Below are 15,677 nucleotides of genomic sequence, written 5' to 3' on the forward strand. Positions count from 1 at the left end.
CTATCGGTAGTGCCGGACCTGCCCGATCACCGGAACCAGACCGAGCGCGAACAGCGCCTGGAGCAGCACGACGCTGCCCAGGTAGAGCGAGGTGTCGGCGAGCGCGCGGCCGTCCTGCCCGAGCAACGGCGCGACGCCGAGCAGGCCGCCGACTCCGGTGTGCAGCACGATCACGACCGCCATGGACAGGCACAGCCAGCCGTACCGGCCCCGGCCGACCAGCAGGAAGGCCAGGTAGTAGGCGCCGGCAAGTGCCACGTGCGCGGCCGTCATCACGACCCCGGCAGCCGAGAGCATGCCCGCGTGGAACAGCCCGGCCAGTAGCGCCGCCCCCAGCACCGCCGGCACCACGAGGCATGCGGTGACCTCCCGGCCGATCATGCGCCAGACCCCGACGACGAAACCGTGCGGCTCGTGGGTGTGCCGGGCCAGTGCGACCGCGTTCGCCCAGAACACGCTCGTCCGCCATTCCACGAACCCCATGGACAGAATCAGCGGTACCGCCGCCGCCGCGATGTCCAACCGACCCAACAGGTACGGCGCCTGCGCGTGGAAGAGCAGCGCCGCCGAGCAGAGCCCGTAACCGGCGACGCCGAGCAGCGCGGGCGCCTCCGGCCAGAGCGGATCCCGTGGTGCCGGTTCCTCGGCCCGGGCCGCGGTCTGGGTGACCCAGAGCGCCGCGGCGAGGGTCGCCAGCACGCCGACAGCCGCCGCGCCCACGGCCCACCGTTGCTGCGTCGTGCCGCCGGACACCAGGTAGATCCCCCCGAACAGGAAGGCCGGGATCATCGCCAGGGCCAGCCACAACTCGCGCCGGTAGAAGATCAGTAGCGTGCTGGCCAGCTGGTACGCCAACTGGAAGACCATCATCGTGGCGAGCGACAGGCCGCCGTACGGCAGCACCACGCCGCCGGCCACCGCGCCGAGCAGGGGCGCGGTCAGCGCGGCTGTCCGCAGTAGCCGGCTCGCCGAGCGTGGCCGGCCAAGGCCGAGCAGTCGATATGCCGAGTAGGCGATCACGCCCGAGTAGATCCAGCCGAGCGTCCCGGCGAGGATCAGCCCGAGCACCAGACCCGGTCGCCCCACGACCGCCAGCACGGCCGGGAACGCCGCACTCGGCAACACGTAGAGCAGGCCGTGCGAGATCGTTCGCAGGCCGTTCCAACGGCCCCGACCGGTCGTCGGCGAGATTTGTGCCTCGTCGACGACCGGCGAGGTCGGCCCCATCCGCCGGAACACCTCGGAGGCGAGCACGAAGACGTCGCTGTAGCCGTACTCGACCTGGGCAGCCCGGTCGGTGTGCCCGTCGGCCTCCAGTGCGGCGGCGACCTGCAGCGCGTCGACCACGCGGGTCAGCTGGGGCCGGACCCGCTCGACCAGGTCGTCGACCGGATCGGTGGAGATCCTGGGCAGCAGGATCGTGCGTTCGGGCTCGTCCGCCCGGCCGTCGCCGCGCGGCGCCGATCCGGTGGTCAACGTGACGCCGGGTCGCCACAGTGGGTCGGTGACGTCAGCGTCCTTGTAGGAGGTCACCGCCGGCCGCCGGTGGGTCGCAGCATTCCGACCGTCGACTCGCCGTCCGAATACGACACCGCCGGACGCACGGACGAGTTCGGGTCACGGCGCGGCGGGTACGCGGTGGCTCCGTACTCTTCGGGTCCACGCTGTCGGGGCACGCGGGCGGGGACGGGCGCCACCCCGGGCCGGATCTTGCGGTCCGGGACCTTGACCCAGCCCTGCGCCTGGCCGCGCAGATGCCGCGGCGGTGCGGACACCGTCCGTGGCGCGGCGAGCCCTTCGTAGATGTTGCGGTACGCCTGCAGCGAGCGCTGCAGGGTGAACTTCTCCAGGACCCGGGCCCGGGCGACCGCCCCGAGTCGCAGCCGCAGGTCCCGGTCCCGCAGCATCCGCACGCAGGCGTCGGCGACGGCGGCGACATCCCGCGGCGCGACGACGAATCCGGTGTCACCGACCGCCTCGGCGACGCCGCCGACGTTGGTGCACACGGTCGGCCGCCCGCACGCCATCGCCTCCACCACCGTGTACGGGAAGCCCTCGGAGATGCTGGTCAGCGCGACCAGGCTGCCGGCGTGGTAGGCCTCGACCGCGTTGCCGACCCGGCCCTCCAGCGTGGCGTGCCCGGTCAGTCCGAGTTCGTCGATCAGCGCCTGGCAGCTGGCGTGGTAGACCTGGTTGGCGACCGGTGTCCCGCCGAAGATGCGCAGCCGGGCGGTCGGGATCTCCGCGCGGACCAGCGCGTACGCCCGGATCAGGGTGTGCAGGTCCTTGAGCGGGTCGATGCGGCCCATGAACGAGATGGTCGGCACCTCCGGTTCACCGACCGCCGGCGGGAACTCGTCCGGGTCGACGCCGTTGTACATCGTCCACATCCGCTCCGGGTCGGCCCCGTTGTGCAACTGCCAGCGCCGGTTGTACTGCGAGTGCGGCGCCAGCGCGCCGGTGATCAGATATGCCGCCCCGGCGAGTGAGCGGAAGAAGCTCAGCACCAGCACCCGCACCGGATGCGGTGCACTGTCATTCAGGTACGAAATGTACCTCTCGCGGAGATATATGCCGTGCTCCGAGAGGACCAACGGGGTGCCGTAGGTCCACGTCGCAGCCATGCCGACGAGCGTGGCGAGGCCGTTCATCGAGGAGTGCACGATGTCGGCGCGCACCGGCGGCGCGCTCAGCGGCCGCATCATGTGCGAGATGAGCCAGGCCGCCTCCAGCGCGTCGGCGACGCTGGGCGCGGGCCCGGTCTCGTCGACCCGGAGGGTGTGCCAGGCTTCCAGCATCATCCTCAAAGCCTCGTTGGAGAGCAGGCCCGCGCTCAGGTCGCCACCACCGGCGGCGTACTCGAACATGCCGCGCAAGGCGAGCAGGAAGGTGCTCCGGTTGACCGAGCCCGCCTGGGAACGGGTCGACTCCAGTGGGGTGACCAGCGCCCGCAGGAACACCTCGTAGGACTCGAGGAACTCCGCGCCGGGCCGCCCGGACGGGACCAGCACCCCCCGCTGGGGGCGGCGGCCTGGCGGCCGTCCGCCCCACAACGGGATCGAGTGCACCCGGTCAAGGTTCGCCGGCCTGTCGAACACCGGTTTCTCGGTACCGTCCACGGTGAGCGCCACAACCTCCCACCGGTAGTCCGGCATCCCCCGGATGAGCTGCTCGCACCAGATGCTCACGCCGCCCATCGCATAGGGGTAGGTGCCCTCCGAGACCAGAGCGATCCTCACCAGTTGCTCCCGTTCACCTTCGCGTTTACTGCTTGTCGCTGCCTGGCTCTACAGGCGAGGAGCGGCGTCGAACGTCACGGCGGTGTTCGCCACGAGCGTCACCGGCACGGTCACGTCGGTGCCGTACGTGGTGGCACCCGTGGTGGCCGTGGTCACGCCGCCCAGCCGGAGCGTGCCGGCGGCCGGCGAGGTCACCGTGATGTCACCGGTGGTCCGGTCGTAGATCGCCTCGGCCCCGGCGGCGCGTGCGGCGAAGTGGGCCGTGGTCGCCTTGGTGTACGCGGCGATGTCCGTCCACGCCGAGTTCAGCAGCGGCACCGCGTAGAAGGAGTCGTACTTGGTCAGCACGCCCTTGACCCAGTCGGTGACCAGGCTCTTGCCGGCGCCGTAGTCGCGCACGTTGGCGATGTGGAACGTGTGCGCGTAGATCGAGCCGGACGCCACGTGCTGCAGCGCCACCCCGGACTCGTAGTCCAGGACCTGGGGGTAGGTGCGGTCGGTGGGCCAGTAGGGGAAGAGGCCGTTCGGGCCGTAGAAGGAGTTGTAGAAGACCGTCTCCTCCGCCGGGGTGGTGGTGTGGTAGGCGATGTTCGTCGGCCAGCACGGCACCACCGCGATGCTCTGGTCCAGCGGGTGTGCGGTGGCCCCGTTGAAGTTCGCCGGCACGTGGCTGGGGAACGACATGTTGCCGGCCACCGCGTTGATGCCGAGATCCGCCGCGGCCTCCAGCAGCGCGGGGTTCGACGCCGCCAACCCGTGGTCGGTGGGCGGGCCGGTGTCGTTGTCCGGGTCGTCGTTGTAGACACCGAGGCCGGAGTACTCGGGGGTCTTCAGCACGGTGGTCGGGGCGTTCAGCCCGATCGCCGCGCCCGCGGTCCGGTTGGTGTTGATCTCGCTGTAGGTGGTGCTGTAGTCCGTCGTGTTCAACTCGGGGTGGTTGAACGTGTGGTTGGTCCACCGGAAGTTGTTCTTGAGGCACTTCGTGGTGGCGGTCAACGTGGTGGCGTCGCCGTTGGGGCTGCACGTGTCGCCGGCGAACGGGTCGATGTCGGCGCCGTTGTACGCGATGTTGAAGGTGAATCCGGCCGCCTGCGGGTGGGCGGTACGCAGCGCGGTCTGCTGCGCGTCGAGGTTGACCGTGTCGTGGCCGCTGACCTGGAAGCCGGGGCTGTACTCGACGGTGCCGTCATCGTGGTAGTGGTCCGAGGTGTTGAACCAGTCGTCGATGTCGACGTTCAGGTGGTGCTTCTGCTCACCGAAGTGCAGGCCCTTGGTCGTCCACCGGAACAGGCCGTAGACCAGCAGGTCCGAGTGGAGCAGGTACTGGTTCGAGGTGAACGTCAGCGCGATCCGCTCCCGGCCGTCGGGAGAGGTGCTGCGCACGGCCAGCACGTCGGAGCCGTTGGTCATCAGAGCGTCGGCGCTGCAGCCGGACCTGATCGAGGTGCGGTAGACGTACGACTGCGTCACGGGAATCTGGGCGGAGCTGCTGAGGTAGTCGAAGACCGCGGCGCCGTTGCTGGTGAGCGAGACGGGCAGGGGCGTGTCGCCGACCGCGCTCTCACCGTTGGAGGTGAGGCAGTAGTCCTCCGGCCAGGTTCCGTAGCTGGTGTAGAGGGCGGCCTGCCGGACCTGGAAGTTGCGCTCGTAGGCCCAGAGGGTGTTCCACTCCGTGCTGGTCAGGCCGCTGAGGTAGTTACCGCCCGACTCGTAGAGCTGCATGCTGTTGGTGAGCAGGATCGCGTTGTACTTGCCGACGCCGTCGGTGCGGACGAGCGTGCTCGGCGTGATCGACTCGGTGGCGGTGTAGATGATGTCGTAGGCCGCGCCGACCCGGTTGAGGGTCGTCGTGAGCGTGGCTACGCCGAAGTCCGCCGTGTTCGTGGCCACGATCAGCGCCCGGAGCGCGACCTTGTCGTTGAGTGCCTGAGTGCCGACGCCGCCACTGCGGGCGCTCTGCTTGGCCCCGGCGACCTTGACGGTGCCGGACCTCGTGGGCAGCGGGCCGGGGCGGGCCTCCTTCTTGTTCGCGACCTGACCGAGACCGGGCGAGGTCGGCGGCTGGGCCGGCACGGTCGGCGCGGCCGGCGGCCGGGCAAGGCCCGGAGCCTGAGTGCCGAGGACGACCGTGAGCGCGGTCAACCCGGCGAGGGCGAGTCGTGTCGCGCGACGGCGCGCAGGTCCGATGGGGACCATGTAGTGACCTCCGATGAGGAGACGACTGATGACACAGTCCCTTGTGGACTGCGGGGTTGCCGCCGAAGGCTAGCAATTAGCTTTTCGGATCTCGGAGGCTCGAGCGTGTCGCATGTAGAGCATTGACGCAAGCGCGGTCGGGTGCTAGTGCGACAAGATCCTAAAGCCGCTTGCAGTAGCACGTTTCGATGGATCTTGAATGCGCGTTTCACGGGCACCGTCCGGGCTGACGTGCTCTTTTCCAGGGCCGCCGCAACACGTCATTCATATTCACTTCACAAGAACCCAGTCGGGCGTGGCCGAAATTCCAGCCCCGGTCGGGCCGAAGCGGTCGAGAGCGACCGCTGATCGCTTCGTCGCCCCCAATTGCCGAGAGACAAGTGTGGCCACTCAGTCCACATCGTTCATGCGTTCGACTGATATACCAGTCATCCCTACGGCTGACTCGCGACAAAGTGGGGACCGCAGGCATCAGGAGATGCCGGGCAGCCGATGTTCGCGCTGGCAGCAGTACTCCGGCCTCGCGATCCGCGACACGGGCCGGGAGTTGGGCGTCAGCCGTCAGGCCCTGCGGTGTGGACGGCAGGCGACGTGACGGACGCGTGGCGTAGGACGCGCAGATCCCGAACATCGGGTAGGACGACCGCCGGCGCTACGCCACCCCGCTGGACCGGAACGGCGACGACTACCCGTGGCGGGCACGGATCTTGAAAACGCGCGACAGCCGAGGTTGCACGGCAGCCGCGTACCTCACCGACCAGGTCCATCAACAGGTCGATCTATTCGTCCACGACGGCTTTCACCTTGGGATCGGTGCGGCACCCCGGGCGATTCCGTCGATCGCCGGCGGGGCGTCAGTGGCGTCCGACAGGTTCGGCCTTTCCCCGACGAGAGAATGGGATCAGGCCGCGTTATCCCGTAGGCCGGATCGAGGGATTCCCACGCCCGCTCGACGAATATCCTGGTCACGGCCCGCACGTGCCCGGCGGCACCGCCGAACGACTCGAACAGGCCGCGCGGCGGCCCCTCGCACCACCGCGTTCCCGCCACCGCCGGGGGCCGGAAAAGCTCCCTGACCGGTGCGTCAGCCTCCGGCGAGTCCGGCCCCTCTCGCCGAGACCGACGGCCGAGTTGACGCCTGCGGCGTGCCGAGGGCCGCCGCCAGGGCGTGGCCCACCCGGCCGGTCTCGTCGGCCGCTACGACGCCGTACACGAACCGGTCCGGCCGCAGCACCACCGCCTCGACGCGATACCGGCGCAGCCAGGCGCTGATCGTCCCGTCCACATCGACAAGGTCGACCCGCTCCACCCCGCCGTACCCGCAGGCCGGCGGCAGACCTTCCGGCGCGGTGCCCGCCTGGTGCACGACGGCGAAACGCACCGCCAACTCCCGCCACTCCCCCCACTCTCCCCGCGACGGCTCGGCAGCGCCGCCGAGCCCGAGCACGGCGAAGCCGGCGCCGAGCGCCTCGTCGAGAAGGTGCGGCGCGGGCATGGCCACCGTCGCGACCCGAGGCTGGGGGAACATCGTCCCGACACCGCCGTCGCGCCGACCGCCCGCCATCAGCCCGGTCGGATAGGCCGGCAACGGCTTGAACTCGAAGTGCCGAACGAACCGGCGTATCCGGGGGACGGTCTGCAGGACCCCCAGTGCGTTGTCGCGCAACCACGCCGCCGACCGGCTCCGCACCTGGAAGAGCCGTCCCAACCGCGCGCTCGTCCGCGCCATCGCCGCGGTGTGTGGGCGCCGCTCGATCTCGTACGTCTCCAGCAGCGTCGGATCGGCGTCACCGGCGAGGACCAGGGCGAGCTTCCAGCTGAGGTTCGCCGCGTCCCGCAGCCCGCTACAGAGTCCTTGACCCATGAACGGGGGAATCTGGTGGGCGGCATCGCCGAGCAGGAAGACCCGGCCGACGCGCCACTGCCGTGCGACGAAGTGGTGGTAGGTGTTGACCGCCGCGCCGGTGACGGCGAACCGCGACGGGTCGACGTACGGCTCCACGAGCGTGCCGATGGTCTCGGGCCGGCGCATCTCGTCGGCGGTCTCCCCGGGGCGGAGCATGAACTCCATCCGATAGCTTCCCTTCGCCCCGGGTGACGCGAAGGCCGGACGCCGCCAGTCGCAGACGAACGTCGTCCTTTCGACGCGGATTGCGTCCGGCGCCACGTCCCCTGAGATTTCGAGCCAGGGCTCCGCGTAGCTGGAACCCGCCAGGGCGACGCCGGTAGCGGCGCGGGTGGTGCTGCGCGCGCCGTCGCAGCCGAGCACGTAGCGGGCTCGCACCGTCCGGCTCTCAAGAGTGATCATGTCGCGCAGGACCAGGGTCACCCCCTCGGCGTCCTGCCGCAACGCCACCAGTTCGACGCCGAGACTGAGGGCGACCTGGTCGAAGCGGCCCAGGCCGGCACGGAGGGTCTGCTCCAACGGCCGCTGGTCGACGAAGCTCAGCGGAGGGTGACCGAGGCCGAAGTCCACCTCCGCCAGGGCGACGGTTGCCAAGGCTCGGCCCCCACGGTTGACGTACTCGACGACCGGGACAGCGTGCATGTCGCGGCTCACCTGCTCGATGAGGCCGGCCTGCTGGTAGCTGCGCAGTGCCTCGTCGTCGCAGGGAAGCGCGCGCGGTCGGCCGCGCGGTGACGGGTTTCGCTCGACGACCAGGGTGCGGACCCCGCGGGCACCGAGCAGGTTGGCGGTCAGCGCGCCGACGGGTCCGCAGCCGATCACCGCGACGTCGACGTCGTAGACCTTCTCCTCAACCGGGGGCATGGGGCGTCTCCTTCCGACAGGAACCCCGCAACGGCCGCCGTCGCTCCTGCCCGTCTACGACACCAGGCGGGCGCAGATGTCCTGTGGAGACCGTGTGGAGGTCAGCCGGCCCGGCGGCGATCCGTGTCGTCCGGCCCGCCCCGCGTCGGCCGGCGCGGGGATGCCGGTGGAGCCGTCCCGGGGAAGCTGGTCAGCAGCAGCCCGGCCCCCTGCTCGACGGCAAGCCGGACGCCGGCACGCAGTTCCACCGGGTCGTGGCGGGCGGCGCCGCGGATCCGGTGCAGTTGGGCGACGCAGACCCGCTCCCCCAACTGCTCCGCCACGGACAACGCCTGCTCGGCCAGTTCCGCCGCGGTGTTCCGCTCCCCCGCCACCAGGTACGCCTCAGCGACCGCGCACAGGGTGATGGTGCGGGTCGCGCGCAGCCCAGGACGGTAGATCGCCTCGCCGGCGGCCCTCATCGCCGGCAGCCGACCACGGTCCCCGCCGTAGGCGGTGGCCCACGCGGCGAGAAACTCGCCCGTCGTCACGAAGTGCGGCAGCCCGGTCGCCGCGCCGGCCAACCGGCACTGGTCCGCCGCGGCACGTACCCCGGGGACGTCGCGTTCCTGCAACGCCCTCCAGCCATCGAAGAGCGCCGCGTTGGCACGGCCGTGCGGATCGTCGACCTGGTCGGCGAGAATCTCGGCGGCCCGGATGTCCTCCCGCGCCGCCGCGCTCCGCCCCCGCAGGGAGCGGACCAACGCCCGGAAGTTGTGGGCGGCCAGCGCCGGCCGCCGGCCGACCTGCTGGCCGAGCAGCCGCAGGTCCACCTCGCGCAGCCGGTTGACCGCAGCCGTGAGATGCCGCTCCGCCTCCGGCAGCCGGCCGGCGAAGTAGCCGACCACGCCCAGGAGGTACTCAGCTGCCGCGCTGATCAGGCCGGTGCCGTCATCCTCGGCGGCACCGAGCCGCCGGGCGAGGTCGACGCAGACCCCGAAGTCGGCCCGGTTGGCGGCCAGCTCGCCCAACGCCCACAGCGCCGGCCGCAGGTCCACCTCCGGCCCTACCATCGCCAACAGTTTCCGGGCCCGGGAACAGACCTCGTCGACCGGGTCGCTGCCGATCCCCGCGGTCATCTGGAGCAGGGCTGCCCGGTGCAGCTGGACCGTCAGTTCGGTCCGCGCCGTCTCCGGCGAGACCGCCGAGTTCGGGGCGAGCCGCCGCGCGGCGCGGCCGAGGTGACCGAGGGCGTCCTCGTACGCCACCCGCCCGGTCGCGTCGTCGGCGGCGAGCAGCGACCAGCGGAGATGGTCGTCGCCGTGGCCGAGGCCGACTGCCTGGCCGTAGTGGTGGGCAAGTTCGGCGGGGGCAAGACCGCCGCCGGCCCGCTCGCCGGCGGTGGCGAGCCGGGCGTGCAGCGCGGCCCGACGCGGAGGCGCCAGCTCGGCGTAGGCCACCTCGGCGAAGAGCTGATGGCGGAAGCGCACCTTGCCCGGCCCCGCCTCGGCGACGAGCGCGCCGGCGTACGCGGGCACGAGCCGCTCGCCCGCCTCCTCCACCGGCGTGCCGAGGACCCCCGCCAGCACGTGCAGATCAAGTTCGTGTCCGGCGACGCTGAGCAGGTCGAGGCAGTCCCGGGCCGCCTCCGGCAGATCGCCGAGCCGCAGCCGGACGGCGTCCCGAACGGTCGCCGGCAACTCCACGTCCGCCGGGTCGGCTCCCGACCGGAGCAGTTCGGTGATGAAGAACGGGTTCCCTCCGGTACGGGTCACCAGCCTCGCCACGACCTCGGCCGGCGGACGCACCCCCGTGCCGGCCGTCAGCAGGATCGCCACCGAGGACGCGTCCAGGCCCGTCAGCGCCAGCCGGGTGAAGTTCCGTTGCCGGGCCAGTTCGGCAACGGTCGCCAGGAGCCCGGCACTGCGGTGGTACGGCCGCGACGTGACCAGGACGAGGGCACGGGTGCCCGCCATGAGCGGGGCGAGGAACCGCAGCAGCAGCAACGAGTCCGGGTCGGCGGCGTGCAGGTCGTCCAGCACGACGAGCAGCCCTCGCTGCCGGGCAACGGCCCGGATCAGGTCGGCCACCGCCTCGTACGCCCGGAACCGCGCCGCCGGGTCGAGTTCGGCGCCCGACGCGGTGAGCGGCTCGGCGGCGAACCCGCCCAGTGACCGCGCCTTGCCTGACTCGCCGGCCTGCGGCATCGCCCGCAGGCTCCGCACCACCTGATTCCACAGCCAGAACGGAGGCGCCTGCCCGACATTCGGACACCTCCCCCACACCACGGCAGTCCCGGACGCCACGGCCCTGGCGCTGACCGCGGCGGCCAGGCTGGTCTTGCCGATCCCCGCCTCACCCACGACGGCGACCAACCGACCGTCGCCGTGCACCGCCGCGACCAGCGCCTCGCCCAGTTGCGCCAGCTCCGCGTCACGCCCCGCGAGCGCGCCCGGCACCTCGGCCATTGCCACCCCGCCGCCCGGTGCCGTGCCACCCGGTGCCATGACCGGGCCTGATCCCACGCCAGCTACGGCCGGCTCGCCCGGCACCTCTCCGGCCGTCACAGCGGCGTGCCGGTCGCCGCCCGCCACCGGCGACCCGGCCACAGCGCGGGAAGTTTCCCGCACGAGCCCCGCCTGGGCGGGCGTGCCCGCCGTCGCCGCGGGCACGGCCTGGTCCAGGACGAGCCGGTGTGCCTCGCGTAGTTGCTCGCCCGGGTCGAGCCCGTACTCGCGGGCCAACAGCCGTCGGCCCTCGTCATAGACGGCGAGGGCGTCGGTCTGCCTCCCCGACCGGTACAGCGCCAGCATCAGCTGTGCCCGGGCCACCTCCCGCAGCGGCTGCGTGGCCACGAACCTGCGCAGCTCCGGCAGGAGCGTCTCGTGCCGGCCGGCAGCAAGGCCCGCCGTGAGGCGTCCCTCCTCGGCACCGAGACGCAACTCGGCCAGCCGGGCCGCTTCGGGACGTACCGCGTCCAGATCGGCCGCAGCGGTCAGTGGCTCTCCCCGCCACAGTGCCAACGCGGCGCGGTAGCACCGCTCGGCCGCCATGGCATCGCCCGCCGCGAGCAGTTCCGCCGCCCGGCCGACCAGACGCTCGAACCGGACCGCGTCGACGGTGTCCGGCGCGATCCGTAGCTCGTACCCCTTCGGGTGGCCGACGAGCACTCCGCCCGGCCCGCGAGGAGCGCGCTGTGGCTCCAGGGCCCGGCGTAGCCCGGCGACGTACGTGCGCAGGGTCATCTGCCCGCTGGCCGGCGGCCGGCCGTTCCACAAGGCGTCGACGAGCCAGTCGGCGGCGACGAACCGGTTCATTCGCAACAGCAGCAGGACCAGCAACGCCTGCTGCTTGGGACCGCCGGCCGCCACCGGTTCGCCGTCTCGGACAACCTCAAGGGGACCCAGCACGTGGAACTGCACACCAGCACCACAACGCCCGCCCGCGTCCCGGTGCTGTGTCACCATGTGCCGCCCGGCAGGACCAGACGGACCCGGGTGCCCGGACGAACCGATCGGGTGCTCGCGGGACCGGTGGTGAGCTCAGCGCCGATGCCCTCCGCCCGTTCCCGCATGGAGTGGGTGCCCACCCCCGCACTCGCGCCGGCCCCGGTGCCGACCCCCTCGTCCGCCACACACACCTCCAGGCCGTCCGGCCCGCTCCCCACCTCGATCGTGCACCGGTCCACGTCAGCGTGCCGGTGCACGTTGCGGACCGCTTCGGACACGATGCCGTAGACGGCGGTGGCCACGGCGTCGGGCAGGCTCAACTGCGGCGCCCGCACCAGCACCGTCAGCCCGACGGTGGCGTAGCGCTCGCGGAGCCGGTGCAGCGCCGGCAGCAACCCGCCGTCGTCGAGCAGCGGCGGCCGCAGGTCCCGGGCGATGTCCCGGACACCCACCGCCTGCCGCTCCACCTCGGTAACCAACCGTTCGAGGAGATCGTCGGCGGCGGCGATCTCGGGGAAGCGGCGGTGCTGGTGCAGCATGTTGCGTCCGGCGGCGAGTGCCAGGGCGATCCCGCTGAGCGCCGGTCCCAGCTCGTCGTGCAGGTCCCGGCGTAGTTTCCGGCGCTCCTCGTCGCGTGCGTGGGCCAACCGCAGGCGGGACCGTTCCAGGTCCCCCTGGGCGATCGCCAGCTCCGCCAGCGCGGTCACCACGGGGGCGAGATCGGCCAACACCGTGTTGGCGCGGCGGGCCAGGCGTTCGCCGGCTCGTGGCCAGGCCCGCAGTACGCCCACCTCCTTGTCCGGGCCGGCGAGCAGGATGGTCAGCGGCGGCCCGGCGGCGGCCGGTGGGCCGTGGGGCCGGCGTGGTCGTGGTATCGCCGCAGGGGGCGGCTCGCCGGTGAGCGTTATCGTCACCTCCGCCAGCCACAGCGAGTCGGCGATCCCATCGGCAACGGCGTCCAGCATCTGCCGTCCTCGATCGGTGGTGCTCAGCCGGTCGGCGACCTGGCGGATCAACGGCTGATCCGCGTCGCCGTGCACGAGGCGGTCGACCCGGCGCCGCACCCACCGGCGCAGGGGTTGGCAGGCTGTGACCAGCAACGCGGTCATCAGCATCCCGGACACGGCCGAGGAGGCGGGTGTCAGCGTGCTGAGCAGCAGCACGCCGCCGGTGTAGGCGCCGATCGCCAGCCCGGTCGTCAACGCCCAGACCAGGATCCGGCGGACGGCGGGTTCCAGGTCCCGCAGTCGGTGCCCCAGCAGCAGCACCAGAACCGATACCGGGAGGAACGCCTGGGCGCAGAGCAGCACCAACGCGGCGATCGGCACCGGGACGGAGAGCGGCAGCACGGGGTCGAGCGCGGGCGGCAGGAACGCCAGCGAGAGCAGCAGGGTGCCGACCGCGAGCCAGCCGAGGCCGTGCCGTTGCCCCGCGGGCACGGCGTGCCGGCGGGCCAGGACCCCGCCGGCCGCGGCCAGTCCGAGCAGGACAAGCACGGGTTCCCGCCACGGCTCGATCGCCGCCCGCACGGTGAGCAGGGTGGGATCGGTGACCGGGATCGCATTCCCCCCGTCGGGGAGGGTCAGCACGCAGGCCTGGGCCAGCGCGATGAAAGCCATTCCGAGGCCGATGGCGATCCGGGTGGCCCGGCGCAGGGGCCGCACCGGCAGCAGCCAGGGAAGGACGACGATCAGCGCGTAGATCCCGGGAATCCGGGTCCAGTGGGCGGCACCGAGCAGTTGCTCCGGTCCCCACAGGTCGGGCCACCGGTGCACGATCATGGCCCAGCAGGAGGCGGCCGCCGAGACCGAGCCGCCGACACCGGCGGCGGCCATGATCCAGGCGGCCAGGTGGGCGCGGCGCAGGAGGGTGAGCCACGCGACCACGCCGTAGACGGCGCCCACCACCAGGTCGACCAGGGAGTAGGACAGCCCCGGATGCCACGGCGGGGCCGCGACCCACCAGGCGGCCACCGACGCCGCGGTGAGTCCACTGGTGACGATCAGCACCGCCCACGCCACGACGGGGCTGCGCCGGTCGCTGCCGGGACCCGTCATGCCGAACCTCCGCAACTGCCCCGGCCCCGGTCCGGCGCGGCCGACCCCGGGGCCGCGTGGCACGTATCTTGCCGGGTCGCGGTGTTCGGTGCCACCGCGCATCCGCCGCTGTCTCGGCGTCGAACACCTACGGCAGGGTCACGTACCGCCACTGCCGCGTCAGAAGCTGCTGATCAGCTTGACGAACGCGTCGTCGATCTTCGCCGTGTCGCGGGCGTCGAACGCCTTGCCCGCGGACGCCTTGGCGATCCGGTCCAGGGTCTCGAAGTCGGACTGCTCGTCGAACGCGATGCAGAAAATCTTGACCGGACGTTGCGGATCCAGCGCGATGTCCTGGAGCAGCCGGGCGAGCTTGGTGTCCTTGTTGTACTCGTTCTTGCCGTCCGTCAACACGACCACCGCGTTGATCCGGGACTCGTCGTAGTGGTCGAGCATGTAACGGCGTGCCGCCCGTACGGTGGCGTACAACGCGGTGTTCCCTTCGACATGGAGACTCTTGATCTTCTTGGTGAGGACCTTCTGGTCGAACGCCGACAGTCGGACCTCCTCGCTGTAGGGCGATTTCGGCCGCTGTGGTGTCTCGGACGAGAACGACCACAGCGCCACCTGGTCCTCGGAGTTCAACAGACCGAAGCCCTTGGCGGCGGCCGCGGTCGCCACCTGGAATCTGCTCTGGTTACCGATCTTGGCGTTCATCGAACCGGACGTGTCGACGGCGACGAGGATGTTCGCCTTCTTGCGCAGCGTGTCCCAGCCGCTGAGGATCGCCTTGACCACGGTGGGATTCGGCGGATCGAAGTAGGTGAGATCGGCTGTCCCGCGTCCGCGGACGGAGGCGACCAGCGGGTCGGACGCGTTCCGCTCGTGGTCGCGGAACCCGAGCCGGCTGAAGCTCCGCTGTTGTGCCGGCTCCTGGAGGTACTCCCGGAAGTCGGCGGCGGCGGCCCGCTGTTCCGGGTCGGCCGAGGGAAGGACCACGTACGGGTGGTCGAGGTTGAACGTGCCCTCCTTCGGATAGAGCGCGACCAGCGGGACCTTGGGCTTCTCACCCCGGGTCGGGCTCAACTCCCCCTCGTTGTACTGGTAGACCAGCTCCTCCTGCGTCACGATCGCGCTCACGTCGGTCGAGGCCGACGTGCCGGGCCCGGACAGGTCCGCCTCGGCGAGGTCCTTCAGCAGGTCCACCACGTCGTCGCTGTAGTGGGACACATTGGCCTCGATCCGGCGGACGAACTGGGTCACCCTCGGATTTGCCAGGTCGCTCTCGGTCAGGTCGCTGGCCCGGTTGATGGCCGCGTAGTACGTCGCGATGATGGCTGCCAGCCCGGAGGTGGACAGGTTCGGGTTGACCTTGCCGAAGGTGAACCGCCCCCAATCGGGGCGACCGAAGGCGGCCCAGCCCGTCCGCCCGGACAAGCCCAGGATCTCGCCCCAGCCAAGCGGCCCCTGCCGTTGGAGAAGCTCTCCCTTCGGGCGCGGCACGGCGATGACCAGCGGGCTGTTCGCGATCGACAGGTATCGGCCGGAGGTCTGCGCCGGGCGCCCGGCGGCCTCGTCGAGCAGCTTCAACTGCCCGGTCCACAGGGTTGACGTCGGCAACCACACCTGCGGTCGTGGGAGGTCCGGCTGCTTGACGGCCCAATCGCCGTCCAGCGCATCCGTCGCCGCACCGGAGGTCAGGCCATGCACGGACACGGTGGCGCAGCGGCCGCCGAACCGCCGATCGCTCTTGTTGTAGCGCTCGGCCAACTCGCCGAGGAGTACGTCCTTCTCCACCGACGAGCTGACCTCCAGCGGCGTACACCCGACGTCCGCCGCCGGCCGGACGATCAGGTAGGCCGCCGCGATGACCGCGACCCCGGCCACGATGGCCGCGGTGTACGGCAACCACGGCCGAGCGTTCGGTCGACCTGTGAACATTGGTCCTCCAGCATGTCGGCTGACGGTGTCGACATCGAGCCTTTTCATCGTGATCATGCTGATCACG

General features: G+C 71.4%; 7 protein-coding genes. All 7 read right to left on the minus strand.

The window, feature by feature from the left end; translation table 11 throughout:
* The 7 genes from ACH4T9_RS24595 to ACH4T9_RS24625 all read right to left on the minus strand — a co-directional run bounded on the left by ACH4T9_RS24595 (position 1) and on the right by ACH4T9_RS24625 (position 15,577).
* Positions 1-1,533 (minus strand): hypothetical protein, encoded by a 1,533-nt coding sequence (locus tag ACH4T9_RS24595; RefSeq protein WP_396673699.1) that lies wholly within the window; start codon positions 1,531-1,533, stop codon positions 1-3.
* A complete protein-coding gene (gene pelF / locus ACH4T9_RS24600) occupies positions 1,530-3,239 on the minus strand; it encodes a GT4 family glycosyltransferase PelF (RefSeq protein WP_396673700.1) in 1,710 nt (569 codons plus the stop codon). Before pelF ends, ACH4T9_RS24595 begins: the two co-directional genes overlap by 4 nt.
* Before the next feature lie 48 nt (positions 3,240-3,287).
* Positions 3,288-5,381, minus strand: a complete 2,094-nt coding sequence (locus ACH4T9_RS24605; RefSeq protein WP_396673701.1) for a hypothetical protein — start codon at positions 5,379-5,381, stop codon at positions 3,288-3,290.
* A 1,138-nt stretch (positions 5,382-6,519) separates the two neighbouring features.
* Positions 6,520-8,205, minus strand: coding sequence for a bifunctional 3-(3-hydroxy-phenyl)propionate/3-hydroxycinnamic acid hydroxylase (locus ACH4T9_RS24610; RefSeq protein WP_396673702.1), 1,686 nt, complete (start codon positions 8,203-8,205; stop codon positions 6,520-6,522).
* 101 nt (positions 8,206-8,306) lie between these two features.
* Complete coding sequence (locus ACH4T9_RS24615; protein ID WP_396673703.1) at positions 8,307-11,555, minus strand: BTAD domain-containing putative transcriptional regulator; 3,249 nt, start codon at positions 11,553-11,555, stop codon at positions 8,307-8,309.
* A gap of 89 nt (positions 11,556-11,644) precedes the next feature.
* Positions 11,645-13,690, minus strand: a complete 2,046-nt coding sequence (locus tag ACH4T9_RS24620) for a sensor histidine kinase (RefSeq protein WP_396673704.1) — start codon at positions 13,688-13,690, stop codon at positions 11,645-11,647.
* A 159-nt stretch (positions 13,691-13,849) separates the two neighbouring features.
* Complete coding sequence (locus tag ACH4T9_RS24625; RefSeq protein ID WP_396673705.1) at positions 13,850-15,577, minus strand: substrate-binding domain-containing protein; 1,728 nt, start codon at positions 15,575-15,577, stop codon at positions 13,850-13,852.
* Between the last annotated feature and the right edge of the window lie 100 nt (positions 15,578-15,677).

Origin of the sequence: Micromonospora sp. NPDC020750, assembly GCF_044334565.1 — a bacterium.
Taxonomy (GTDB): Bacteria; Actinomycetota; Actinomycetes; order Mycobacteriales; family Micromonosporaceae; genus Micromonospora.

Coding starts and splice junctions, on each gene's coding strand:
- ACH4T9_RS24610 (WP_396673702.1), bottom strand. CDS start 8,205: ATGCCCCCGGTTGAGGAGAAGGTCTACGACGTCGACGTCGCGGTGATC.
- ACH4T9_RS24620 (WP_396673704.1), bottom strand. CDS start 13,690: ATGACGGGTCCCGGCAGCGACCGGCGCAGCCCCGTCGTGGCGTGGGCG.